The sequence below is a fragment of the Leisingera thetidis genome (assembly GCF_025857195.1).
Classification (GTDB): domain Bacteria; phylum Pseudomonadota; class Alphaproteobacteria; order Rhodobacterales; family Rhodobacteraceae; genus Leisingera; species Leisingera thetidis.
The window spans coordinates 2,346,102-2,367,781 of sequence record NZ_CP109787.1 but is presented as its reverse complement, the minus strand read 5'-3'; the positions used below and the strand labels follow the sequence as shown (position 1 = coordinate 2,367,781).

Sequence of the window (21,680 nt, the reverse complement as noted above, 5' to 3'; positions counted from 1 at the left end):
GCCATGAGACGGACGGGTTTGATGGCGGCCGGTCCGGGGGGATGGGCCGGCGGTGAAGATTCGGAGATCGTCGACCTGGGCGGCCGCATGGTTCTGCCGGGGGTTCAGGACATTCATCGGCGCGCGGATCTTGTGGTGTTGAGCGGGAATGTCCTGGACACCCCGCTTGAGGACATCGGCAGCGTTGCCATCGAGGCGGCCCTGCTGCAGGGCGAGGCGGTTCTTGACGACGCAGGGCTGTTTGCCGAATGAAATCAGGAGCGCCCGCCGGCCGGTCTGTCGAGATAGGCGAGCGGGTCGCCGGTCGCATTGGCGGGCGCCTTGGTCAAGGCCTCGAGGAACAGCGAGAACAGTTCCCCCTGCGAGGAGATGCCCAGCTTGTTGTGGATGCGCTTGCGGTGCACCTTGACGGTTTCCGGGCTGTTGCCCAGCACGCGGGCGATGGATTTCGAGGAATGCCCCTTCAGGATCAGCTGCGCGATTTCCGCCTCGCGCCCGCTCAGAACCGAGCTTGCAAAACGGTCGAATGATTTCCTCAGGTGCTGCCCCATGCGGCCGCTGCCGGCCAGAGAATCGGGGTCCAGCGCGGGCCAGTGGCGGCGGCAGAGCGCGGCAATGCAGGGCAGCAGCGCGGCCAGTGCGGCCCTTTGATCCGCACCAAGCCGGAAGCCTTCCTCGCGGCTGCCCAGCGAGATCACCACGGCGGCGCCGCTCTCGAAGGCGACGAACACGCTGGTTTCATCGAACAGGCCGGTGTCTGCATAGAAGGTCCGGAAATACTCGGACGCCAGGAAGTCGTCGGGCGCGCATTCGCCAAGCGTGACAACGCTGTCCCCGATCCCCGTCTGGAACAGATTGAAAAAGGGGTCGAGGAAGTAAGCGAAATCCAGGTAGGGCTTGATTGTCGAAGCGCTGTGTTCATCGGACAGGTTGTCGAACAGCTCCACCGGCGGGTGGTCCGGGAAAAAGGCCGCGGCAAAGGTGCTGTCATATCCTGTTGCCGATTGGCAGAGATCTGCGAGGGAGGCCAGGAAGCCCTCCTGCCCAACAAGCTCGATGGCCCGGGCGAGGGCCTCCAGGCGGCCTGATGTTGCGGTTCTGCTGCTGTCTTGCATGTGCGCTGCGTCAAACATTGTGATTCCCGATTATCATACCAAAGAAGCTTTGGCCGCTGTCCGGGCCCCGGCCGGCTGCTGCTGTGTCATGCAGTGAATGCCGCCGCCGGCGTGGCAGATGCCCTGCATGCCCGCTTGCAGGATTTCGCGGCCGGGGAAAGCCTTGGCAAAGATTTCCCGCGCCGCCGTATCGGTTGGTGTCCCGAACGCGGGGATCACCACGCCGCGGTTGGCGATATAGGCGTTGACATAGGACAGCGCCGTGGTGTCCGTTTCAGGTTCGACCATATAAGCCTCGTCGATCAGCCCGATCTCGATCTCGCGGCCATCGGCATCGGTCTGCCCGCGCAGGGCTTTCAGGTTCTCCTGGCAGACCTCGTGGCGCGGGTTGGCCGGGTCCGGGTTGCGCTCGAACAGCAGCTTGCCCGGTGCGGTGAAGGTCAGCATGCCGTCAATGTGGCCGTCGGTGATCCATTCCGCCTCATCGCCGGGCAGCCAGATGACCTTGCGGGCGCCGATGGCATGGAACAGCTCGCGCTCCACGTCCGCTTTGGTCATGCCCGGATTGCGGTTGGGGTTGAGAAAGCAGGTCTCGGTGGTGATGACCGTGCCGCGGCCGTCCGCATGCAAGCCGCCGCCTTCGCCGGTGAGCGGGGACTGAAACAGCGGCAGACCGAGGTGGCGGAGCAGAGCGGCGCCGATGGCGGCGCCGTGTTCATAATCCGGGAACTTCTCCCCCCAGCAGTTGAAGATCAGGCTGGAGCCGATGGTCCGCCCGGTGCCATCGGTCACGAACAGCGGGCCGGTGTCGCGGAACCACAGGTCGTTCTGCGCCAGCGGCACGACGTCGATCTGAGGCGGCAGCAGGCTGCGGGCGTGATCCGCGTGATCCGGGTGCGCGGCTACCCGGACCGGCTCGAAGCAGGCAATCGCAGCGGCAACCCGCACAAAATTCTGCTGAGCAGCAGCCAGGCCGCTGCCCCAGTTGTCCGGGTGAGCGTCCCAGGGCCAGGCCATCCAGCAGGCGGCGTGGGGTGCCGTTTCGATGGGCATGACAAATCCCAGCTCGCCGGGGCTTTTGCCGCTGGCAAGGGCTGCGGTCAGTTCGGTGGATGCGTGCACGTTCATGCTGCGGGCTCCTGCTGGGTGATGCAATGGATGCCGCCGCCGCCGATGGCGATGGCGGGGATCGGCACCTGGGCCACGCGGCGGCCGGGGAAAAGCTCCTGATACACTTCGCGCACCAGCCCGTCCTCGCGGATGCCGTATTCCGGCATCACCACGCCGCCGTTGCAGATGTAGGAATTGACGTAGGAGCGGCAGAACCGCGGATCGTCCGAAACCGCGCTGGCGGCGTCCGGGATCTTGACCAGCGTAATGGCGCGGCCCTGCGCATCGGTCTGGCCCTCCATCGCTTGGATATTGGCCGCATTGATGCCGTGCCAGTCATGGTCCGCAGGGCCTTCCGCCTCGATCAGCACCACGCCCGGCGCAACGAAGGCGGCAATGCCGTCGACATGGCCGTCGGTTTCGGTTTCTTGCGCATTGCCGGGCAGCCATATCACCTTGTCGCCGCCCAGCATCGCCTTCAGCTCCTGCTCGATGCGCGCGCGGCTCCAGCCCGGATTGCGGTTGGCATTGGGAAAGCAGCTTTCGGTGGTCAGGATGGTGCCTTCGCCGTCAACGGACACCCCGCCGCCTTCGGCGATCAGGCCGGAGTGGAAGATCGGCACACCGGAGGCGTTCAGGATTGCATCCGCCGCCGCGTCATCCCCGTCAAACGGCTGGTATTTGCCGCCCCAGGCGTTGAAGCCAAAGGACACGCCCGCCCGTCCGCCCTTGCCGTCGGTCAGGAAGCAGGGGCCGGCGTCGCGCGCCCAGCTGTCGTCGATCGGGCTGGTGAGGATATCGATGTCCGAGCCCAGCAGCGATTTTGCTTCTGCGGCGTCCTCCGGGCGGGCCAGCATGGCCAGCGGCTCGAAGTCGCGGATGGCATGGGCCACGGCGGCATAATTGCGGCGGGTCCCGGCCATGTCCGGCCAGAACCCTTCGCGGGTGGGCCACATCATCCAGGTGCGCTGGTGCGGCGCCCATTCGGCAGGCATGCGGAAGCCCGCGGATTTCGGGGTTTTCTGATCGGACATGGAGGGCTCCATCGTGCAAGAATTGTTGTCCGTGCAGTTTAGATGTGAGCATATGTTATCGACAAACGCGGAATTCGGCGGGAAACGATGAGTAAATTTAATGAATAACCCGTATCGCCCCCTTCCGCCTCTGGGCGCCTTGATCGGGTTCGAGGCGGCGGCCCGGCTCGGCAGCTTTTCCCAGGCGGCGGCGGAGCTGAACATGACGCAATCGGCGGTGTCGCATCAGATCCGGACGCTGGAGACCCATCTGCAGCAGCCGCTGTTCCTGCGCATCAACCGGCGGGTGGAGCTGACCGACGCCGGGCGCGATCTGCTGGTCTCGGCGCAGGACGCGCTGGAGACGGTGCGGCTTGGCGTGCGGCGGCTGGACGCATACTCGAAACCCGGCTCCGTGGTCATCCATATGCCGCCGGTCTTTGGTGCGCTGTGGTTCGCGCCCAGGCTCGTGCGGTTCCGCAGCAGCCATCCGGAGGTGGATCCCTGGCTCTACACCGGCAGCCAGGGCGTTGACCTCGCAGAATCCGAATTCGACATCACCCTGACCGCGGAGGCGCCCTCCGGCGAGGGCTTTGTCTCGGCGCCGTTCTTGCGGGAGGAACGCGTTGCGCTGGCGAGCCCCGGGCTGGCAGCCGGGTTCCGGGAGCGGCTGAGCGAGGCGCCCCTGATCCATGACGAACACCCCGACGACTGGCAGAGCTGGTTCCTGGCCGCCGGGGTCGACCGGGCGGATTGTTCGCGGGGGCTGAACTTCTCCGATACGGCGCTGGCGGTTGATGCGGCAGTGCGCGGTCTGGGGATGTGCCTTTGCGACAGGGGGCTGGCGCAGCCGCTGGTCAGCGAGGGCAGGCTGCAGGTGCTGAGCCCGGTATCCCTGCACGGCGGCGGTCCGTATCACCTTGCAACGCTGGAGCGCAATCTTCAGCGTGCTGCGGTCCGGGCGCTGTGGGACTGGATGCTGATGGACACCGGCAGCTGCTAGCGGCAGGCCAGCGCAGAGCAGGGCGCCGGATGTGCGGCCTCGTCCGGAAAAAAGCAGGCGGACCGGCGCCCGCCGGGCAGCGTTGCAAGCGGCGGTGTTTCGCTCCGGCAGCGGGACGGGCAGCCCTTCTGCGCGTAAAGCCAGCAGCGGGTGTGGAACGGGCAGCCGCTGGGAATGGCGGCGTGAGAGGGGATGTCGCCGGCCAGCACAATCGGGTTGGCCTGCGCCCTGTTGCGGGCCTTGACCCGCGGTGCTGCCGACATCAGGGCGGTTGTGTACGGGTGCGCGGGCGCAGCGGTCATCTCCCGGGACGGGCCGATCTCGACGATCCGGCCCAGGTACATGACCGCGATGCGCTGGCACAGGTGCCGCACCACCGACAGGTCGTGGCTGATGAAAAGCATCGCCATGTCCTGTTCTGCGCGCAGATCGTCCAGCAGGTTCAGGATTTGCGCCTGCACCGAGACATCCAGCGCGCTGACCGGCTCGTCTGCAATGATCACCGGCGGATCATTGGCGATTGCCCGGGCAATGGCGATGCGCTGGCGCTGGCCGCCGCTGAAGTGCTGGGGGCAGCGCGCCGCATGATCCGGGCTCAGCCCCACCCGCTGCAGCAGCGCGCGGACCCGCTGCTCAAGCTCCGGGCGGGAGGCGGTTCCCTGGATCCTGAAGGGTTCGGACAGGGTCTGGCCGATGGTTTTTCTGGGATGCAGCGACGCATAGGGGTCCTGAAACACCATCTGCACCTGCCGCGCCAGTGCGCGCCGGGCGGCGCCGTGCGCCGTATCCACGGGCTGCCCGTTGATCCGGATGCTGCCTGCCGATGTCCCGGTCAGCCCGACGACAGCCTTGCCGAGCGTTGTCTTGCCGCTACCGGATTCGCCGATCAGCCCCATCACCTCGCCCCGCCGGATCCTCAGGGACACATCGCTGAGCGCCCTGAAGCTTGCCGGTTTTTCAAACAGCCGCCGGCTGCCGGCGGTGCGGAATTCGACCGAGAGGTCCTTGATCTCAAGCGCGGGATGCGGGGGCTGGATCATGCGGTTTCCTTTGCCTGGGAGGGGGCGGCATGCAGCAGGCAGGCCACGCGGTGCGCCGGCGGGTGCAATGCAACGGGCTGCGGTTGCGCCAGGGCGCAGTCTTTGGTTGCCGCCGGGCAGCGGTCGCGGAAAGCACAGCCGGACGGCCGCTGCCAGACCGGGGGCGGGGTGCCGGGAATGGACGGCAGCCGGCCGCACGCCCCGTCCAGCGACGGGTGGGCTGCCAGCAGTCCCTGGGTATAGGGGTGCTGCGGGTTTTCCAGAACGGTCCCGGTGGGGCCGCGTTCCACGTCCCGCCCGGAATACAGCACGATCACCTCGTCGGCCATCCCGGCGACCACCCCCAGATCGTGGGTGATCAGCACCAGCGCCATGTTCAGATCGCGCGCAAGCGTCTTCAGCAGCTGCAGGATCTGCGCCTGGATCGTCAGGTCCAGCGCGGTGGTCGGCTCATCCGCGATCAGCAGCTTGGGCTCGAACACAATGGCCATGGCAATCATCACCCGCTGCCGCTGGCCGCCGCTCAGCTGGTGCGGATAGCGGGCCATCATGCCGTCCGGATCCGGCATGCCGACCCGCGCCAGCGCCTCGACCGCCCTGCACCGGGCCTCGGCCCTTGTCAGGCGCCGGTGTGCCTGCAGGCATTCCACGATCTGATCACCGATCCGCATCACCGGGTTCAGGCTGCTCATCGGGTCCTGGAAGATCATCGCGATACCGGTGCCCTGCAGCTTGCGGAACGCCGCCGCGGACAGGTGGGCCAGATCATGCCCTTCGAACAGGATCTGCCCGGACACCCGCAACGGGCCGTTTGCCAGCAGCCCCATGACGGCCATTGCCGCAGTGCTCTTGCCTGAGCCGCTTTCACCGACAATGCCGAGGCATCTGCCCCGGTCCAGGCGCAGAGAAAGACGCTCGACGATTGCGGCCGTGCGGGCACCTGCCTTGAGGCTTACGGTCAGGTCTGTGACATCCAAAAGTGCCATGATGCGCGCAATGTCCTTTTCCGCTGGGGTGCCCCGGCGCTGGGCGCAGGCCGGAGGCGATGGCGGTAACTATAGCCCACCCCGCCCGGCTGGCTGTGCCCCTTAGGTGGTATCGACAGGAACCCGGTTATTTTGGGAGCTTGAGGCAAGGAAACACAACGCGGCTCCCTGACGGTCGAGGCGCGGATTTCCTGGCAACATAGGGAGCTGACCATGACCGATCCGCGAAACCGCCCGACCACTCCGCAATTCCACCTGCCGCGCCGGTCTTTCCTGGCGGGCAGCTGCGCCCTTGCCGCGATGGCGGCACCGGGGGCCAGAGCCTGGGCGGCAGGGACTGCGGCACCGCCCGGTCTTGGCGCCCGGGACCCGGACACCCTGGTGGTGCTGGTGGATGCAACGGTCGAAAACCTGGACCCGGCGACCAATATCGAATGGGCATACGGGCTGCGCCCGGTCTATGAGACGCTGACCGTCCTGGATGGCACCAGGACGCTGCAGGCAGTGCCGGCGCTGGCCGCATCCTGGGAGGCCAGCGAGGACGCCAGCAGCTGGACCTTTACGCTGGCCGAAGGGGCGATGTTCCACGACGGCACCCCCTGCGATGCCGCCGCGGTGAAGAAAGCAGTCACCCGCCTGGTGCTGCACCCCGCCGGTCTGTCCGGTACCTGGCAGCTGGAGGATCCGGACAGCCAGATCGTGGTGCTGGACGCACAGACCATCCGCTTTGACCTGGGCGAACCGCGCCCGTTCTTCGACCGGCAGGTGTCGTCGCAATACGGGTTCTGGATCGCCAGCCCGGCGGCGGCGGAGGCGCATTCCAAGGGCGATGATGACATGGGGTCGGAATACCTGCAGGCCAATCCGGTGGGCACCGGCCCCTATACGCTGGAAAGCCTCAACCCGGGCCAGGACGCAACCTTTGCCGCCAATGCCGCCTATCGCGGCGGCTGGGAGCATCCGCATTTCACCCGGGTGATCACCAAGACCATTCCGGTTTCCGCCACTCGCCGCCAGCTGCTGGAGACCGGGGAAGCCGACATGACGCTGGCGATGGAGCCGGAGGATACGGTGGTTCTGCGCGATGACCCGCGGTTCTCCCTGAGCGACACGCCAACCTTCACCGTGCAGTATGTGGCCTTTGCCACCGACGGAAAACTGGCCGACCCCAAGGCCCGCCAGGCGCTGTGCCATGCCTTTGACCACGACACCTACATCAAGGAGGTGGCGCTTGGGACGGCGGACAAGCCCACCTCGGTCTTCCCGTCGCTGATGCAGGGCATGGACGGCAAGGACCGTCTGCTGCCGTTCGATCCGGACAAGGCCCGCGCCCTTTTGGCCGAGGCAGGCATTGCCGAGGGCACCGAGCTGACGATGGCCTATTACTCCGGCTTCGGCGACATCGAAGGCCAGCTGCTGCAGGCCTGGCTGTCGGAAATCGGGATCGATCTCAAGCTTCAGGAGATGTCCTTCTCCGCCTATCTCGACGTGTTCTTCGGCGAAGGCACAGCCGAGGAGCGCCCGGATCTGTTCTACTTCTCCTGGTGGCCGAATGTGGACCATCCCTACAGTTTTGCCTGGGGGCTGTTCAGCGGCGATGCGGCCACCTTTGACGGCAACACCGGGCGTTATGCCAATGCCGAGGCAACGGCGCTGATCGACGGGCTGCGCAATCAGGTGATGGATGAAGAGATGGCGGCCAGGTTCCGGCGCCTAGCCGATATTCTGACACATGAAGATCCGGCCTGGCTGCCGATCCAGCAGGAACGGTCGCAGTTCGTATCGCGCAGCGACATTGCCGGGCTGGAGAACAACCCGATCTATGTGGCGACGCTCGACATGTACAACCTGTCGCGCACATCCTGAGGGCCGCCGGAATGCTGCGCTTCATTCTCAGACGCACGGCGGCCACTGTGGTGCTGCTGTCCGGGGTCGTGCTGATGACCTTTGCGCTCGCCCGGCTGCTGCCGGGCGATCCCGCGCGCCTGATTGCCGGCGCGCGCGCCGATGCCGAGGCGGTGGCGGCGGTGCGCGGCAGGCTTGGCCTGGATGACCCGGTCACAACGCAGTTCGCGGCCTATGCCGGGAATCTGCTGCAGGGGGATTTCGGACGTTCCGTCGTCACCCGGCGGCCGATCTCCGAAGATATCCTGACCTTCTTTCCGGCCACGCTGGAACTGGTCCTCGCGGCGGGGCTGATCTCATTGGTGCTGGGGGTGCTGCTGGGCACGCTGGCGGCGGTGAAGAGCGGCCGGCCCGCGGATGCCGGCGTGCGCAGCGTGGCGGTTCTGGGCCTGTCGGTGCCCGACTTCTGGATCGCGCTTATCTTCCAGCTGATCTTCTTTGCCAGCCTGGGGCTGGTGCCATTCGGCGGGCGGCTTGGCACCGGGATCGCGGCGCCCGAGTTTGTGACCGGCTTCCTGACCATCGACAGCCTGATTGCGGGCCGGTTCGATCTGTTCGCGGACGCGCTGCACCACATGATCCTGCCGGTTGCAGTGCTGGCGATCCCGTCGATGGCGATCACCATCCGGGTGGTGCGGACCTCGCTGCTGGAGGTGCTGTCGCAGGATTTCATCCGCACCGCGCGCGCCAAGGGGATTTCGCCGGCGCGGGTCTATTTCAAACATGCGCTGGGCAATGCGCTGCTGCCGATCGTCACCATCTTCGGGCTGAACACCGGCCTGCTGATTTCCGGCGCGGTGTTCATCGAGCTGATCTTCGACTGGCCGGGGCTGGGCCGCTACACCGCAAACGCCATCTCGGCCTCGGATTACAACGCCATCATGGCGATCACCCTGGTGGTGTCGGTGGCCTACACGCTGATCAACTTCCTGGTTGATCTGAGCTATTCCTTCCTTGACCCGCGGGTGGATCTGACATGAGCACCGGAACCTCTCTGCCCCAGGCCCGCGCCCGTCTGCCCGAAGCGCTGGGCCGCATCCTCCGCCCGGTGGCTGGTTTCGCCGGCTCGTCAGGCCAGGCGGCGCTGGCGGTGGCAATTGCCGCCCTGGTGGTGGCGGTTGCCATCCTGGCGTTCGGCGCCCATCTGATGGACACCCATATCACCGCCTTCGACCCGCTCAGGATGAACATCCGGGCGCGGCTTGAGGCGCCCTCGGCGGAGCATTGGATGGGCACCGACAAGATCGGCCGGGACATGCTGGCGCGGGTGGTGGCGGGATCCTGGATCTCGCTGTCTGTGTCCTTTGCGGTGCTGGCCGTTGCCGCAGTGATCGGCACCAGTTTCGGGCTGATTGCGGGCTACGCCGGCGGGCTGGCCGATGAGATCCTGATGCGCGTCACCGACCTGTTCCTGGCGTTCCCGGCGCTGATCTTGGCGGCTGCGATTGCCGCCAGCTTCGGCGGCGGCATGCTCTCCACCGCCATTGCACTGTCGGCCGTGTTCTGGCCCTGGTACGCCCGGCTGATCCGCAGCCGCATCCTGTCGCTGAAGGAACAGGAGTTCATCGCCGCCGCCCGCTGCATGGGCGCCTCGCACCTGCGGCTGATCTTCTCCGACCTGCTGCCGATGGTGTGGCCTCTGGTGATCGTTCAGGCCACCACTGACGTGGGCTTTGTGATCCTGGCGGCGTCGGGCTTGTCGTTCCTCGGGCTTGGCGCGCAACCGCCAACGCCGGAGTGGGGCGCGATGATCTTTGACAGCCTCACCCATCAGCCTGCCTCCTGGTGGCTGGCGGTGTTCCCCGGCGGCGCCATCGCGCTGGTCGCAATCGGCTTCAACCTGCTGGGCGACAGCCTGCGCGACCACCTGGACCCCTCGCTCGGCGCTTCCGAGGCCGGCATTTGAACAAGGAAATCCGATATGAACCGAAGACATTTTCTCGCCTCCGCAACAGCGGCGCTGACCGGCACGCTGGCAGCACACCCTGCCGCCGCGGCCCGGTCCGTAAACTACGCAAAGACCGGAGCAGAAGTTATTCCGGGCAGCGCTGCCGCGGATGGTTTTGCCTTCCCGGCCGAATGGGAGAGGCACGAACGCACGCTGATGCAATTCCCGCCGCCGCAGAACTGGCATTCCGGCCAGCTGAGGGCCGCACGGAGGGAATGGGCGGATGCGGCCAATACCGTGGCGGAGTTTGAACCCGTCACCATGGCGGTGCGGCGGCAGGACAGGACGGCGGCGGAAAAGCTGCTGTCTGCGGAAATCACCCTGATCGAGATGCCGCTGAATGACGCCTGGTCGCGTGACAGCGGACCGATGATCGTCCAGAACAAGAACGGTGAGCGCCGGGTGGCCGGATTCACTTTCAACGGCTGGGGCCGCAAGTTTCCGCCCTACAGGCAGGACACGCTGGCCAAAGGCCGGTTTGCGGCGCATCTGGGCCTGCCGATGCAGGTCTCGGACCTGGTGCTGGAAGGCGGTGCGGTGGCGGTGGACGGGCAGGGGACCCTGCTGACCACCGAGGAATGCCTGCTGCACAGGAACCGCAATCCGGGCTGGAGCAAGGCGCAGGTGGAAGCCGAGCTGAAGGCATTTCTGGGGGTGCGCAAGGTGATCTGGCTGCCCCGCGGGCTGACGCCGGACCCGATCACGGACGGGCATGTGGACGGCATCGCGGCTTTTGCCGCGCCGGGCGTGGTGCTGCTGCACACAACCGATGACCGTGCCGACCCGAATTTCCGGATCACCCAGACCGCCAAGCGCATTCTTCAGGAGGCAACGGACGCCGGCGGGCGGCGCTTTGAGATCCTTGAAATCCCGCTGACCAGTTATGACGTGGTCCACATGAATTTCTATGTCTGCAACGGCGCTGTCGTGGTGCCGGTGTCGGGCCGGAAGGGCGAGGATGACCAGCCGCTTGCCATCCTGCGCGAGGCTTTTCCGGGGCGGCGGGTTGTTGGGGTTTCCGGCCGCATGATCGGCGGCGGCGGCGGCGGGGTGCATTGCATCACCCAGCAGGTGCCCGCGGCCTGACTGCGGATTGAGTACAAAAAAGGAAGGGGCCAATTGCTTGGCCCCTTTTTCAGTCGGGGGAGAGGGGTTTGTCGTACTTCACGAAAGGTGTCAGCGCGGCAACCTGGTCGTAGAGCCTGCGTGCGGTGTTATTGAACTCCTGCGTGTGCCAGTACAGGAGCGTGGCATTTCCGGCTGTCGCGCGCCTTGCTACCTCGTCAATCAGCGCACGCCCGATGCCGGCGCCGCGCGCCTCGGGGCCGACATACAGATCCTGAAGGTAGCAGGTGTCCTCAACCGTCCACATGTCGCGGTGCAGCAGATAATGGGCGAGGCCAATGGCTTCGCCATTCAATTCGGCGATCAGCCCGCGGTACTCGCGTGCATCCGCCGACAGCAGTCTGGCAAAGCTGCTGTCGTAGATCTGCGCGGGGAGGGAAGTCTTGTAGAAGGTGAGGTAGCCGGTCCACAGACGGTCCCAGCTTTGACGGTCCTGAGCCTTGATGGGCCTGATGGTCAGCAGATCGGTCATCCCGGGCTCCCGGTCCTGCCGTCCAGTGTGTGCAGTGCCCCGTACATATGCGGCCTGCGGTCCCGGAACACGCCCCAGCTGCTGCGGTAGCGCGCGGCGGCCTCCAGATCGGCGGTTGCGGTGATGAAGGTCTCCTCCGCGCGGCCGGCCTCCGCCAGGATTTCCCCGGTGTGGCCGGTGATGAAGGAGGTGCCGTAAAACACACCGGCGGTTCCGCCCTCCCGCTCGGTGCCGACGCGGTTGGACGCCACCACCGGGATCATGTTTGCTGCCGCATGGCCCTGCATCGTGCGCCGCCAGTGGCCGCTGCTGTCCAGGTCCGGGTTTTTCGGCTCGGTGCCGATGGCGGTCGGGAACAGCAGCACCTCGGCGCCCTGCAGGGCGAGGCAGCGGGCGGTCTCCGGGAACCACTGGTCCCAGCAGATGCCGCAGCCGATCCGGCCGAATCGGGTCTCAACCACCTGAAAACCGCTGTCGCCCGGCGAGAAATAGAATTTCTCCTCATACCCCGGGGCCTGCGGGATATGGGTCTTGCGGCAGTTGGCCAGAATGGTCCCGTCCGCATCGGCGATGGCCAGCGAGTTGTAGCGCGCCAGCCCCGCCTCCTCGTAGTAGGAGATCGGCAGTACCACGCCGAGCTTTCCGGCCAGCGACGCGAAATGCGACACCACGCGGCTTTGCTCCAACGGCCGGGCCAGTGCCAGGTGGCCAAGCGACTGTTCGAGGCAGAAATACGGGGTTTCGAACAGCTCCTGCAGCAGGATGATCTGCGCCCCGGCTTCGGCGGCGCCGGTCACCAGCGCTTCGGCCTTGGCAATGTTATCGTCGATGTCCCAGCTGCAGGCCATCTGGGTCGCGGCAAGCGTTATCTGGCGCATGTTTCACTCCTGGCTGGCGATGAAGTCCCGGATCGAGCCGGCAACGGCCCCGATCAGCTCATCGCATTGGTCCCTGCTGATGATCAAAGGCGGCGACAGGACGATCCGGTCCCCGACCGGGCGCACGATGACGCCGCGCTCAACGCAGCCCTTGAACACCTTGGCGGCGGCCTGCTCGGACAGTCCGATCGGGGCCTTGCTGGCCTTGCCGGCAACCAGATCGATGCCCAGCATCAGATGGCTGCCGCGCACATCGCCCACGATTGGCAGGTTGAGCAGGGATTGGGCGCTGTTCTGAAAGTAGGGGCCAACTGCCTGTACATGCTCAAGAATTCCCTCGCGCTCGATAATCTCGATGTTCTTGAGCGCCGCGGCGCAGGCCACGGGATGCCCGAAATAGGTGAACCCCATCGAAAACACCCCGCCCTCGCATTGCGGCCTGGCGATGGTGTCATGGATTTCGTCCGAGATCAGGGTTGCGCCCAGCGGGATATAGCCGGAGGTCAGCCCCTTGGCGCAGACCAGGATGTCCGGCGCATAGCCGAACAGCGTTTCCGAGGCGAACCATTCGCCCAGGCGGCCAAAGCCGGTGACCACTTCATCGGCGATATAGAGCATGCCATGGGTCTTGCAGACCTCATGCATGCGCTTGTGGTAACCCTCGGGCGCAACCAGCACGCCGCCGGCGCCCATGATCGGCTCGGCAATGAAGGCGGCCACGTTATCGGGGCCAAGCTGCTGAATACGCGCTTCGAACTCGCGCACCAGATCATCGCAGTATTCGGCATCGCTCCAGCCCTCCGGCTTGGCATAGAGGTTGGCCTCCGAGACATGGCTGATGAAGTCCTCGCCGATCCGGTCGAACCCGTATTTGGTGCCATGGATGCCGGTGAGCGAGGCGGCCACGTAGGTTGCGCCGTGATAGCCGTTCAGCCGCGAGATGATCTTTTTCTTCCGGGGCAGTCCCTTCATGTCGAAGTAATAGTGCACCAGCCGCACCGCGGCATCATTGGCGGTGGAGCCGCCGCAGCTGTAATAGACGTGGTTCAGGTCTCCCGGCGCCAGCTCCGCCAGCTTGGCGCCAAGCCGGGCGGCCGGCACGTTGGTGCTGTGGCCGAACGGGTTGTAATACTGCATGTCCATCACCTGCCTGGCGATGGTCTCGGCCATCTCTTCACGGCCATGGCCGATGTTCACGCACCAGAGCCCGGCGATGCCGTCCAGCAGCCGGTTGCCGTCCGCATCAGTGACATGCATGCCCTCGGCGCGCTCGATCACATGGCAGCCCTCATCGGCAAATGCGGCGAAATCCGTGTAAGGGTGCAAAAGGTGGGCGCGGTCCTGTGCCCATGCTGTCTGCGTGCCGGGTGCGGTCATCGGGGCTCTCCTGAATGTGGCCGGGGTGTGCCCCAGCTTCCCTCAGGCCGCCATGCCATCACAGTCCCCCGCTGGGGGTATTGGCGCGGCCCGCTGCCTGCGAAAGACCCTGGTCCGGGCTGCGCGCACGGTGGCCACCCGTGCCGGCCGCTGAAAAGCAGCGCCTGAGGGGCAGACCGGAGCTTTACCGGACCGCCCTGCAGGGGCCGCCCGCCGCCGGCGTGCAGTGCATGCCACCGAAGCGGCCCGTTACGTCCGGCGGTTTTTCCATCATTGTTGTCCCTTGCCGCAGCCGGCTGCCGGCTATTCAGAAGACCGGCCTGAGAGAGGGTGCAGCCCAATTGCGCATGATTTCCGGACCACTGGGTACCCCGCCGCCTTGCTCGCCCTGGAACCTGCGGTTATCAAGGGTACACGCGCAGAACCCCGGTTTGGCAGCGCAAGGCGGGCCGGGCACTGCAACGGCTGGCGGAAGGAATGCGGATTCTGGCCTGGCTCTTTCAGAGGGGACCATTTCATGGCAAGCGGCAGTCCGGTATCCGAATTCCGCATTGAAGATTTCAAGATCCTGAACTATGACCCGGACCCGGCGGTCAAGATGCCGGTTGCGGTCTGAATTCAAAGGAAGACATTCATGATTACCCTGATCGCCGCGCGGGCGCGCAACGGGGCCATTGGCAAGGACAACGGCATTCCCTGGCACGCACCGGAGGATCTGAAAGCGTTTCAGCGTGAAACCCTGGGCGGCGCCGTCATCATGGGCCGCAATACCTGGGACAGTCTGCCGTTCAAGCCGTTGAAAAACCGGTTGAACCTGGTGGTGTCCTCGAATCCGGGCGCGGCAGAGACCGTGCTGCCCTCGATCGCTGACGCAGTGCAGGAAGCCTATGCGCAGGGCTACCGCCGCATCTACGGTATCGGCGGCGAGCGGATTTACCGCGGCATGCTGGACATGGCCGACCGGCTGCTGGTTACCGAGGTGGATCTGACTGTTGAGGATGCAGATGCCTTTTTCCCGGAGTTCCAGGCCGACGGCTGGAGCAAGGCCGGGGAAACCGTGCTGCGCGGCAGCGATCCGGCCTGCGTTATGGCCGAGTATCTGCGGCGGGCCTGACCGGCCCCGTTTGCCTGCGCCCAGTCTGACCCCGGGCGCAGTGCTGAATTGCAGATGTCAAATCGCCTTGAGTTCTGCCGCCATTTGCCGGCCGTCGCGCCCTTCGGACAGCTCGTAGCCGACTTTCATGTTGTCGGCGAGGCCGGTCATGCCGGACCGCTCAACCGCGGAAATGTGCACAAACACATCCTTGCCGCCTTCATCGGGTTCAATAAACCCGTACCCTTTGGTGGTGTTGAACCACTTCACGGTGCCGCTTGGCATTTCCCGTGTCTCCTTCTACTTTGCACTTCGCCTTGGGGCATCCCAAGGCATCCAGCCCGTCCCTTGGCCGACGTGCACAAGGCTTGGCTGGACAACTTCAAGTTTTACACGGGCTGACTGAAAATCAAGAGAAACTGGTGAATTCTACCATAAATTGTGCGAAATCGGCCGGGAACATAGGGGGATTTATGAAGATATTTGGGCTGAAGAACTGTGATGCATGCCGTAAGGCATTGAAAAACTTGCCGGGTTCCGTCCTGGTCGATATCCGCGCCGAGGCTGTGCCAGAGGCGGTTCTGTCCGCGGCCTATGCCGAATTCGGTGCCAAGCTGGTCAACACGCGCTCAACCACCTGGCGCGGCCTCGGCGAGGAAGAGCGGGCGGGTGAACCGCTGGCGCTGCTGCGCGCGCATCCTGCGCTGATGAAGCGGCCGCTGATCGAGCGTGACGGGGAATTATTCCTGGGTTGGGATCAGAACGTGCAGTCGGCTCTTGGGGCTGCGTGACCTGCTGCTTATGTCGGCAAGGCAGGTTTCGGGAGATTGAGGATGCGCAACGCGGCCCTGGTTCTGGGGATCATTGCCGGGATTTTCGGAATGATCGTTGGTTTTTTCGGCTATGGCTACACCGCCGCGGTGGAGCATTTCGGCGAGCTTGAGGGGTTGGCCGAGCAGGTCGAGAACGTTGAACAGCTGCGGCTTCTGTCGGTGCTGTCGCCAATGCTGGCGATTGCCGGCGGGGCGATGGCGCGGGCGCGCGCCCTTTGGGGCGGTGTGCTGCTGCTGGGCTCGGCGGCGGGGATGTATGCGGGTTTTGGCTTCAATGTCTTTACCATCTTCCCGATCAGCTTTGCTGCAACCGCCGGGCTGATGGCGCTGGCGGCGGGCCGGCCGGATGAGCCCAAGGCGCATTTCTGATCCTCACCGGCCCGCAGGAAAAAGGCGCCGCTGCCGGAGGCAGGGCGCCATTTCTGCAGGGGACAGCCGGGTCAGGCGGCAACAGGCTCCATCCGGCGGCGCAGCAGGGCGTCGACGGACAGGGCACCTGCGCCCTTGATCACCAGAACCGCCAGCAGGAAGACCCAGAACAGGCGCTGGTCGAGGATCACCGCATCGGGGAAACGGTCGAACAGGGCGCCGAGCGTCTTGTCATCGGTGGCGCCATGGCCGTAGACGTCGGTCAGCGACTGCACGGCGACAAAGCCGATCATGCCGAGCGAGGCAAGGCGGGCAGCCAAGCCGATCACGATCAGCAGCGGCAGGATGAATTCGGCATAGGTGCCGGCAAGAACCACCAGTTTATGGAAAAAGCTGAACTGGGAAACGTCATAGCCCGCGGCCTCCAGCTGTTTCGGAAAGATCTGGCTGTAGGCGCCGATCGAGGGGCTGAACAGGCCGCGGAAGCCGCTGCCCAGCTTGGTCAGGCCGGAGTTCCAGAAATAGAACAGCAGCGTGGACGCGAAGACAAAGCGCGCGGCCAGCGGCAGCAGCCAACTGCCGGCCCGTTCCACCTGGCCGAAGACTGCGTTGTGAATGGAGACAAGTGCGTGCATGGTCTTACCTTTTGCTGTCCAGTCCTGTGATCGCGCCACCCTGCAGCAGCAGGGCCAGGGTGGCACCCAGGTCGAAGGTTTCGTCTTCTTCGGCGGCCTGTTCCAGGGCAGCGCCGATGGTGGCGCCCCCCATCAGGGCGCGGATCCAGACCGCGCCTGCAGGCGGCAGCAGCTGGGGAATGGGGTCGAATTCGGGGCGGGTGATCAGCACGTCCTGTGCTTCGGCCCGGGGCTTGGGCGCGCCGTCTTCGGTGTTGTAGCGCCACAGGCCGTGAATGGGCCAGGGCGAGCGCAGCACCTGCAGCGCCGGCGCCAGCGTCAGACTGGTGTCCAGCAGCGCATCCGGTGGCAGCGCGCCAAGCGTTTCCGGCGGAATCGGGGCGGCGTCGGCGGCGTGGTAGGCACGGCGCAGGGCCAGCTCCAGCCTTGCCACATCACCGAGATAGCCGAGGTGGTTCAGCTGCTCCATACCCTCCAAAAAGGCCGGGAAGTGCTCGCCGTAGAACATCATCAGCGGTGAGGACGGCGGGTGCCGGCGCAGGTAGAGGCCGGCAAGGCCGTCCATGTTCTGCTTGCCCAAGAGCTTGGCAATCACCGGAAAGGCGCTGTGCATCGCCTCGGTCAATGAGACGGCGACATTGTTGCGGTAGACGCTGAAGCGGCGGCCTGCAGGCCGGGCCTGATGATCCACCAGCCCGTCCGGCACCGCCTGGCCCGCATCCATCAGGGCGCGGGCGAACTCTGCCTGGCTGACGCTCATGCCGGAATGCGCTCCAGCGCGGCTGCAGCGCGGGCGGCTTCGGCCTCCAGCACCACCCAGTCCGGCACGGCGTTGTCCCATTCGATGAGCACTGGCCTGGGGCCGGATTTGGCCAGCGTGTAATCCAGCAGTGCCCAGACCGGGTCCGCAACCGCGCGCCCGTGGCTGTCGATCAGCAGCGGGCGGCCGTCATCGTCCTCATCCGCGTCATGGCCGCCGAGGTGGATTTCGCCGACGTTCGCCAGCGGGAAGGCGTCGATGTAGCCTTGGGGCGAAAAATCCAGGTTGGCGGCCGAGACAAACACGTTGTTCACGTCCAGCAGCAGCCCGCAGCCGGTGCGGCGGGAAATTTCAGCCAGAAACTCCGGTTCGGACCAGGTGCTTTCGGCAAAGGCGAGATAGCTGGAGGGGTTTTCCAGCAGCATCCGGCGGCCGATGGTGTCTTGAAGTTCGCCGATGTGATCGCAGATCCGCTGCAGGCTGGCATCCGTGCAGGGCAGCGGCAGCAGGTCGTTGTAAAAGTGGCTGTCATGGGTGGACCAGGCCAAATGTTCGGAGAAGCTGGCGGGGTTCAGCCAGCCAACCAGATGCTTAAGCCGGGCGAGGTGATCCGCATCCAGCGGCCCTTCGCCGCCGATCGACAGGCCGACGCCATGCACCGAGATGGCAAAGCGTTCAGCCAGGCGGCGCAGCTGCGCGAGCGGACGGCCGCCGTCGCCCATGTAGTTCTCCGCGTGGATTTCTAGCCATTCGACGCAGCCCGGATCCGCAGTGATCCGGGTGAAATGCTGCGGCTTGTAGCCAACACCGGCGGCGGCGGGCAGGGTTTCATGGGCAGCGGCGTCAAGCATGGGGACTCCGGACTCAGGTTGCAAAAGGGGCGGGAATTCATACTCCCGCCCCTGAATTCACACAGCGCTTAGGCCGGCTGGTCGCGCTCCAGCGGCTCCAGCGAGCCTTTGCGCTCAGTGCCGTCTGCCATGGCCGGCAGTTCCAGGCCTTCGCAGGTGCCGGCGTCAACCAAGGTCCAGGCGTTGCCCTGGTAATCGGTGGTCGAGGTGCCTGCACAAGTGGTGCCGGGGCCGGCCGCGCAGTCGTTCTGGCCTGCCAGCGACACGCCGTAGCATTTTTCTTTGGTGGCGGCGGCGGCGGGGATGGTCGAAGCGGCGGTCAAAGCGGCAGCAACGGCGCTGGCAACGGCCAGGGATTTTGCAGTGTTCGACATCTCGTGAAATCCTTTCGGTTATGCATGCGGTGTCGTGGATGACAAGGAAACACTAACCCGCGGTTTTGCTGAGTGTAAATCACGAGGCCGTGTCTCACGCCCGCGTCAGCACATGTGACGGAAACTGCCGGGAAAACCCGGTGCAAAGCCATGTAATCGCGGGGCTTTGCCGCGGGCTGAAACAAAACGGCCCCCGTGTGGGGGCCGCTGAAGCTGTATTTGGCGCGGAATGTTACAGGAGGTCCGGCGGGGTGGCCTCGGTGGCCAGCGCCTTTGTAACATTTTCCAAGGACTCTACCTTGGTCTGCTTTTCGCCGAGGCGGCGCACGGAAACGGTGCGTTCCTCCACCTCGCGGTGGCCGACGGCGAGAATGACCGGCACCTTGCCCACGGAATGCTCGCGGACCTTGTAGTTGATCTTCTCGTTGCGGATGTCGGCCTCGGCGCGCACGCCGGCCTTCTGCAGCGCGGCCACGACCTCCTGCACGTAGTCATCGGCTTCCGAGGTGATCGAGGCAACCACCACCTGCCGCGGCGCCAGCCAGAACGGCAGCTTGCCTGCGTGTTCCTCGATCAGGATGCCGATGAAGCGCTCGAAGGAACCCAGCGTGGCGCGGTGCAGCATGACCGGGCGGTGCTTGGCGCCGTCGGCGCCGATATAGGTGGCGTCCAGCCGTTCCGGCAGAACAAAGTCGACCTGGTGGGTGCCGCACTGCCAGTCGCGTCCGATGGCATCGGTCAGCACGAACTCCAGCTTGGGACCATAGAAGGCGCCTTCGCCCGGGTTCAGTTCCGGCTCGATCCCGGCGGCGCGGGTTGCGGACAGCAGGGCGGCCTCAGCCTTGTCCCAGACCTCATCGGAGCCGGCGCGGGTGTCCGGGCGGTCGGAGAATTTGACCGAGAACTTCTCGAATCCGAGGTCCTTGTAGATCGTCGACAGGAAGTCGATGAAGGTGGCGGTCTCGGCTTCGATCTGATCTTCCGAGCAGAAGATATGCGCGTCATCCTGGGTGAAGCCGCGCACCCGCATGATGCCGTGCAGCGCGCCCGAGGGCTCGTAGCGGTTGCAGGAGCCGAATTCGGCCATGCGCAGCGGCAGGTCGCGGTACGATTTCAGGCCCTGCTTGAAGATCTCCACGTGGCAGGGGCAGTTCATCGGCTTCAGCGCGTTCACTGCCTTTTCGCGGGCGTGCTCCTCGTCGACTTCGACGATGAACATGTTTTCCTGATACTTGTCCCAGTGGCCCGAGCGTTCCCACAGCTTGCGGTCCACCACCTGCGGGGTGTTCACCTCGACATAGCCGCCGCGGCGCTGCTGGCGGCGCATGTAGTCCTGCAGCTGGGTGTAGACGGTCCAGCCGTTCGGGTGCCAGAAGATCTGGCCCGGCGCCTCTTCCTGCATGTGGAACAGATCCATCTCGCGGCCGAGCTTGCGGTGGTCGCGCTTGGCGGCCTCTTCCAGCATGGTGAGATGCGCCTTCAGCTTTTCCTTGCCGGTGAAGGCGACGCCGTAGATCCGCTGCAGCATCTGGCGCGAGGAGTCGCCGCGCCAGTAGGCGCCGGCAATCGACATCAGCTTGAAGGCATCGCCCGGCAGCTGGCCGGTGTGCTGCAGATGCGGGCCGCGGCACAGGTCCTGCCAGTCGCCGTGCCAGTACATCCGCAGCGGCTCATCGCCCGGGATGCTTTCGATCAGCTCGACCTTATAGGGCTCATTGTTGTCGGTGTAATGCTGGATCGCGCGGCCGCGCTCCCACACCTCGGTGCGGACCTCATCACGCTTGTTGATGATTTCCTTCATCTTTTTCTCGATGGCGCCGAGGTCCTCGGGGGTGAAGGGTTCGGCGCGGTCGAAGTCGTAGTACCAGCCGTTTTCGATCACCGGGCCGATGGTGACCTTGGTGTCGGGCCAGATTTCCTGCACCGCGCGGGCCATCACATGCGCCAGATCGTGGCGGATCAGCTCATTGGCCTGGGCCTCGTCCTTCATGGTGTGGATGGCGATGGCGGCGTCACTCTCGATCGGCCACTGCAGGTCCCAGTGCTGATCGTTGACGGTGGCGGAGATGGCCTTCTTGGCCAGCGAGGTGGAAATGCTGGAGGCCACCTGCGCAGGGGTCACGCCTGCGTCATAGGATCGTGCATTGCCATCGGGAAAGGTGAGAGAGATTTGGGCCATGGTCTGGCTGCTCCTCGTCGGTTTGGCGCCCACAGAACGCCCGGTTGCGGGTATGTGTTTGGTCCGCGCGTTTTGCGGTCAAAGCAGGGTCAAGTCAAGATGGGTCTGCATGTGGCTGATATCCCGCTGGAAATCCTCATTGTGTGCCTGTGCATGCGGTTGCACATATGTGTATACCGGTAAGCATCTGAAAAATAACAAAAAAATATTGCAATGGGAGGCGGGTTGGGGCAGTGTGGCCGAAAGCTGCGAAACTATGGACATACCCGGAGGAGTGTTCCGATGACCCGCCCGAACCCGAGCTTTGACCTGACGGCCGAAGATGTGGACCTGATTGAAACTGCGCTTAACCAATCCAAGCAGATCCTGGCGCACCGCCATTTGTCATATGAGCATTGCGCGCATGTCGAAGGCGGGCCGAGCGGCGAGAAGGCACAGCGGGTCGGCGAGACCTTGACCCGGATTCAGGATTTGCTGGGGCGGCTGAATTCTCAGAAGCTCGTCTGCGGCCCGGCTGCCAGCCTTTCGTGACACCGTCAGCGGCAAAACTGCGGCGCTGACCGGCTGGCAGATGGCCGGGCTGCCGGAGAACGCTCGGCTGCAGCGCATGCGGC

Annotated in this window: 25 protein-coding genes; 11 read left to right on the top strand and 14 right to left on the bottom strand. The window is 65.1% G+C overall.

From position 1 onward, the window contains the following. Window positions 1-3 precede the first annotated feature (3 nt). Window positions 4-252, top strand: a complete 249-nt coding sequence (locus tag OKQ63_RS11325; RefSeq protein WP_264210182.1) for a hypothetical protein — start codon at window positions 4-6, stop codon at window positions 250-252. Window positions 253-254: 2 nt separating this feature from the next. Here the strand turns inward: OKQ63_RS11325 and OKQ63_RS11320 are convergent, their stop codons facing one another. From OKQ63_RS11320 to OKQ63_RS11310, 3 genes are read right to left on the bottom strand one after another with little or no spacing between them, the layout of a single operon-like run. Continuing rightward, window positions 255-1,133: a helix-turn-helix transcriptional regulator gene (locus OKQ63_RS11320; protein ID WP_264210181.1), complete on the bottom strand. Its 879-nt coding sequence runs from the start codon at window positions 1,131-1,133 to the stop codon at window positions 255-257. Window positions 1,134-1,148: 15 nt separating this feature from the next. Continuing rightward, the gene (locus tag OKQ63_RS11315) at window positions 1,149-2,243 is read right to left on the bottom strand and encodes an agmatine deiminase family protein (protein ID WP_264210180.1); all 1,095 of its coding nucleotides are present in this window, start codon (window positions 2,241-2,243) and stop codon (window positions 1,149-1,151) included. Beyond that, window positions 2,240-3,259 (bottom strand): agmatine deiminase family protein, encoded by a 1,020-nt coding sequence (locus tag OKQ63_RS11310; protein WP_264210179.1) that lies wholly within the window; start codon window positions 3,257-3,259, stop codon window positions 2,240-2,242. Before OKQ63_RS11310 ends, OKQ63_RS11315 begins: the two co-directional genes overlap by 4 nt. A gap of 100 nt (window positions 3,260-3,359) precedes the next feature. Here OKQ63_RS11310 and OKQ63_RS11305 point away from each other — a divergent pair, with 100 nt between their 5' ends. Next, window positions 3,360-4,241 (top strand): LysR substrate-binding domain-containing protein, encoded by an 882-nt coding sequence (locus tag OKQ63_RS11305; protein ID WP_264210178.1) that lies wholly within the window; start codon window positions 3,360-3,362, stop codon window positions 4,239-4,241. Here OKQ63_RS11305 and OKQ63_RS11300 read toward each other — a convergent pair. Then, complete coding sequence (locus tag OKQ63_RS11300; RefSeq protein ID WP_264210177.1) at window positions 4,238-5,281, bottom strand: ABC transporter ATP-binding protein; 1,044 nt, start codon at window positions 5,279-5,281, stop codon at window positions 4,238-4,240. The genes OKQ63_RS11305 and OKQ63_RS11300 overlap by 4 nt on opposite strands. Continuing rightward, a complete protein-coding gene (locus OKQ63_RS11295) occupies window positions 5,278-6,267 on the bottom strand; it encodes an ABC transporter ATP-binding protein (protein ID WP_264210176.1) in 990 nt (329 codons plus the stop codon). Before OKQ63_RS11295 ends, OKQ63_RS11300 begins: the two co-directional genes overlap by 4 nt. A gap of 213 nt (window positions 6,268-6,480) precedes the next feature. Between OKQ63_RS11295 and OKQ63_RS11290 the strand changes: the two genes are divergently transcribed. The 4 genes from OKQ63_RS11290 to OKQ63_RS11275 are packed head-to-tail and all read left to right on the top strand — an operon-like array spanning window position 6,481 to window position 11,206. Next, entirely contained in the window at window positions 6,481-8,133 is a 1,653-nt protein-coding gene (locus OKQ63_RS11290) for an ABC transporter substrate-binding protein (RefSeq protein WP_264210175.1), read from the top strand. An 11-nt stretch (window positions 8,134-8,144) separates the two neighbouring features. Beyond that, window positions 8,145-9,152: an ABC transporter permease gene (locus OKQ63_RS11285; RefSeq protein WP_264210174.1), complete on the top strand. Its 1,008-nt coding sequence runs from the start codon at window positions 8,145-8,147 to the stop codon at window positions 9,150-9,152. Beyond that, window positions 9,149-10,078, top strand: a complete 930-nt coding sequence (locus tag OKQ63_RS11280) for an ABC transporter permease (RefSeq protein WP_264210173.1) — start codon at window positions 9,149-9,151, stop codon at window positions 10,076-10,078. Before OKQ63_RS11285 ends, OKQ63_RS11280 begins: the two co-directional genes overlap by 4 nt. Window positions 10,079-10,093: 15 nt before the next feature. Beyond that, window positions 10,094-11,206: an agmatine deiminase family protein gene (locus tag OKQ63_RS11275; RefSeq protein WP_264210172.1), complete on the top strand. Its 1,113-nt coding sequence runs from the start codon at window positions 10,094-10,096 to the stop codon at window positions 11,204-11,206. A gap of 49 nt (window positions 11,207-11,255) precedes the next feature. Here the strand turns inward: OKQ63_RS11275 and OKQ63_RS11270 are convergent, their stop codons facing one another. Genes OKQ63_RS11270 through OKQ63_RS11260 form a run of 3 tightly spaced genes read right to left on the bottom strand, consistent with a single transcriptional unit; the run spans window position 11,256 to window position 13,972 of the window. Next, window positions 11,256-11,717, bottom strand: a complete 462-nt coding sequence (locus OKQ63_RS11270; RefSeq protein WP_264210171.1) for a GNAT family N-acetyltransferase — start codon at window positions 11,715-11,717, stop codon at window positions 11,256-11,258. After that, complete coding sequence (gene aguB, locus OKQ63_RS11265; protein ID WP_264210170.1) at window positions 11,714-12,595, bottom strand: N-carbamoylputrescine amidase; 882 nt, start codon at window positions 12,593-12,595, stop codon at window positions 11,714-11,716. Before aguB ends, OKQ63_RS11270 begins: the two co-directional genes overlap by 4 nt. 3 nt (window positions 12,596-12,598) lie before the next feature. Next, window positions 12,599-13,972 carry an aminotransferase gene (locus OKQ63_RS11260; RefSeq protein WP_264210169.1) on the bottom strand — a complete coding sequence of 458 codons (1,374 nt, stop codon included), beginning with the start codon at window positions 13,970-13,972 and terminating at the stop codon, window positions 12,599-12,601. Window positions 13,973-14,489: 517 nt separating this feature from the next. Between OKQ63_RS11260 and OKQ63_RS11255 the strand changes: the two genes are divergently transcribed. Next, window positions 14,490-14,588, top strand: coding sequence for a thymidylate synthase (locus OKQ63_RS11255; RefSeq protein WP_264210168.1), 99 nt, complete (start codon window positions 14,490-14,492; stop codon window positions 14,586-14,588). A gap of 18 nt (window positions 14,589-14,606) precedes the next feature. Continuing rightward, on the top strand, window positions 14,607-15,086 hold the full coding sequence (locus OKQ63_RS11250; protein ID WP_264210166.1) for a dihydrofolate reductase: 480 nt from the start codon (window positions 14,607-14,609) through the stop codon (window positions 15,084-15,086). A 57-nt stretch (window positions 15,087-15,143) separates the two neighbouring features. On the opposite strand, the gene OKQ63_RS11245 is transcribed toward OKQ63_RS11250, so the two are convergent. Beyond that, on the bottom strand, window positions 15,144-15,350 hold the full coding sequence (locus OKQ63_RS11245) for a cold-shock protein (protein WP_264210165.1): 207 nt from the start codon (window positions 15,348-15,350) through the stop codon (window positions 15,144-15,146). Window positions 15,351-15,538: 188 nt separating this feature from the next. Here OKQ63_RS11245 and OKQ63_RS11240 point away from each other — a divergent pair, with 188 nt between their 5' ends. Further along, on the top strand, window positions 15,539-15,856 hold the full coding sequence (locus tag OKQ63_RS11240) for an ArsC/Spx/MgsR family protein (RefSeq protein WP_264213910.1): 318 nt from the start codon (window positions 15,539-15,541) through the stop codon (window positions 15,854-15,856). A 42-nt stretch (window positions 15,857-15,898) separates the two neighbouring features. Further along, window positions 15,899-16,267, top strand: coding sequence for a hypothetical protein (locus OKQ63_RS11235; RefSeq protein WP_264210164.1), 369 nt, complete (start codon window positions 15,899-15,901; stop codon window positions 16,265-16,267). A 71-nt stretch (window positions 16,268-16,338) separates the two neighbouring features. On the opposite strand, the gene OKQ63_RS11230 is transcribed toward OKQ63_RS11235, so the two are convergent. From OKQ63_RS11230 to thrS, 5 genes are all read right to left on the bottom strand, one after another. After that, window positions 16,339-16,902, bottom strand: a complete 564-nt coding sequence (locus OKQ63_RS11230; protein ID WP_264210163.1) for a DoxX family protein — start codon at window positions 16,900-16,902, stop codon at window positions 16,339-16,341. A 4-nt stretch (window positions 16,903-16,906) separates the two neighbouring features. Beyond that, the gene (locus OKQ63_RS11225) at window positions 16,907-17,662 is read right to left on the bottom strand and encodes an HvfC/BufC N-terminal domain-containing protein (RefSeq protein WP_264210162.1); all 756 of its coding nucleotides are present in this window, start codon (window positions 17,660-17,662) and stop codon (window positions 16,907-16,909) included. After that, window positions 17,659-18,513, bottom strand: a complete 855-nt coding sequence (gene bufB, locus OKQ63_RS11220; protein WP_264210161.1) for an MNIO family bufferin maturase — start codon at window positions 18,511-18,513, stop codon at window positions 17,659-17,661. Before bufB ends, OKQ63_RS11225 begins: the two co-directional genes overlap by 4 nt. A 68-nt stretch (window positions 18,514-18,581) precedes the next feature. Then, entirely contained in the window at window positions 18,582-18,887 is a 306-nt protein-coding gene (locus tag OKQ63_RS11215; RefSeq protein WP_264210160.1) for a BufA1 family periplasmic bufferin-type metallophore, read from the bottom strand. 232 nt (window positions 18,888-19,119) lie between these two features. Next, window positions 19,120-21,066 (bottom strand): threonine--tRNA ligase, encoded by a 1,947-nt coding sequence (gene thrS / locus OKQ63_RS11210; RefSeq protein ID WP_264210159.1) that lies wholly within the window; start codon window positions 21,064-21,066, stop codon window positions 19,120-19,122. A 282-nt stretch (window positions 21,067-21,348) separates the two neighbouring features. On the opposite strand from thrS, the gene OKQ63_RS11205 reads away from it, so the two are divergent. Further along, window positions 21,349-21,597: a hypothetical protein gene (locus tag OKQ63_RS11205; RefSeq protein ID WP_264210158.1), complete on the top strand. Its 249-nt coding sequence runs from the start codon at window positions 21,349-21,351 to the stop codon at window positions 21,595-21,597. Window positions 21,598-21,680 lie beyond the last annotated feature (83 nt).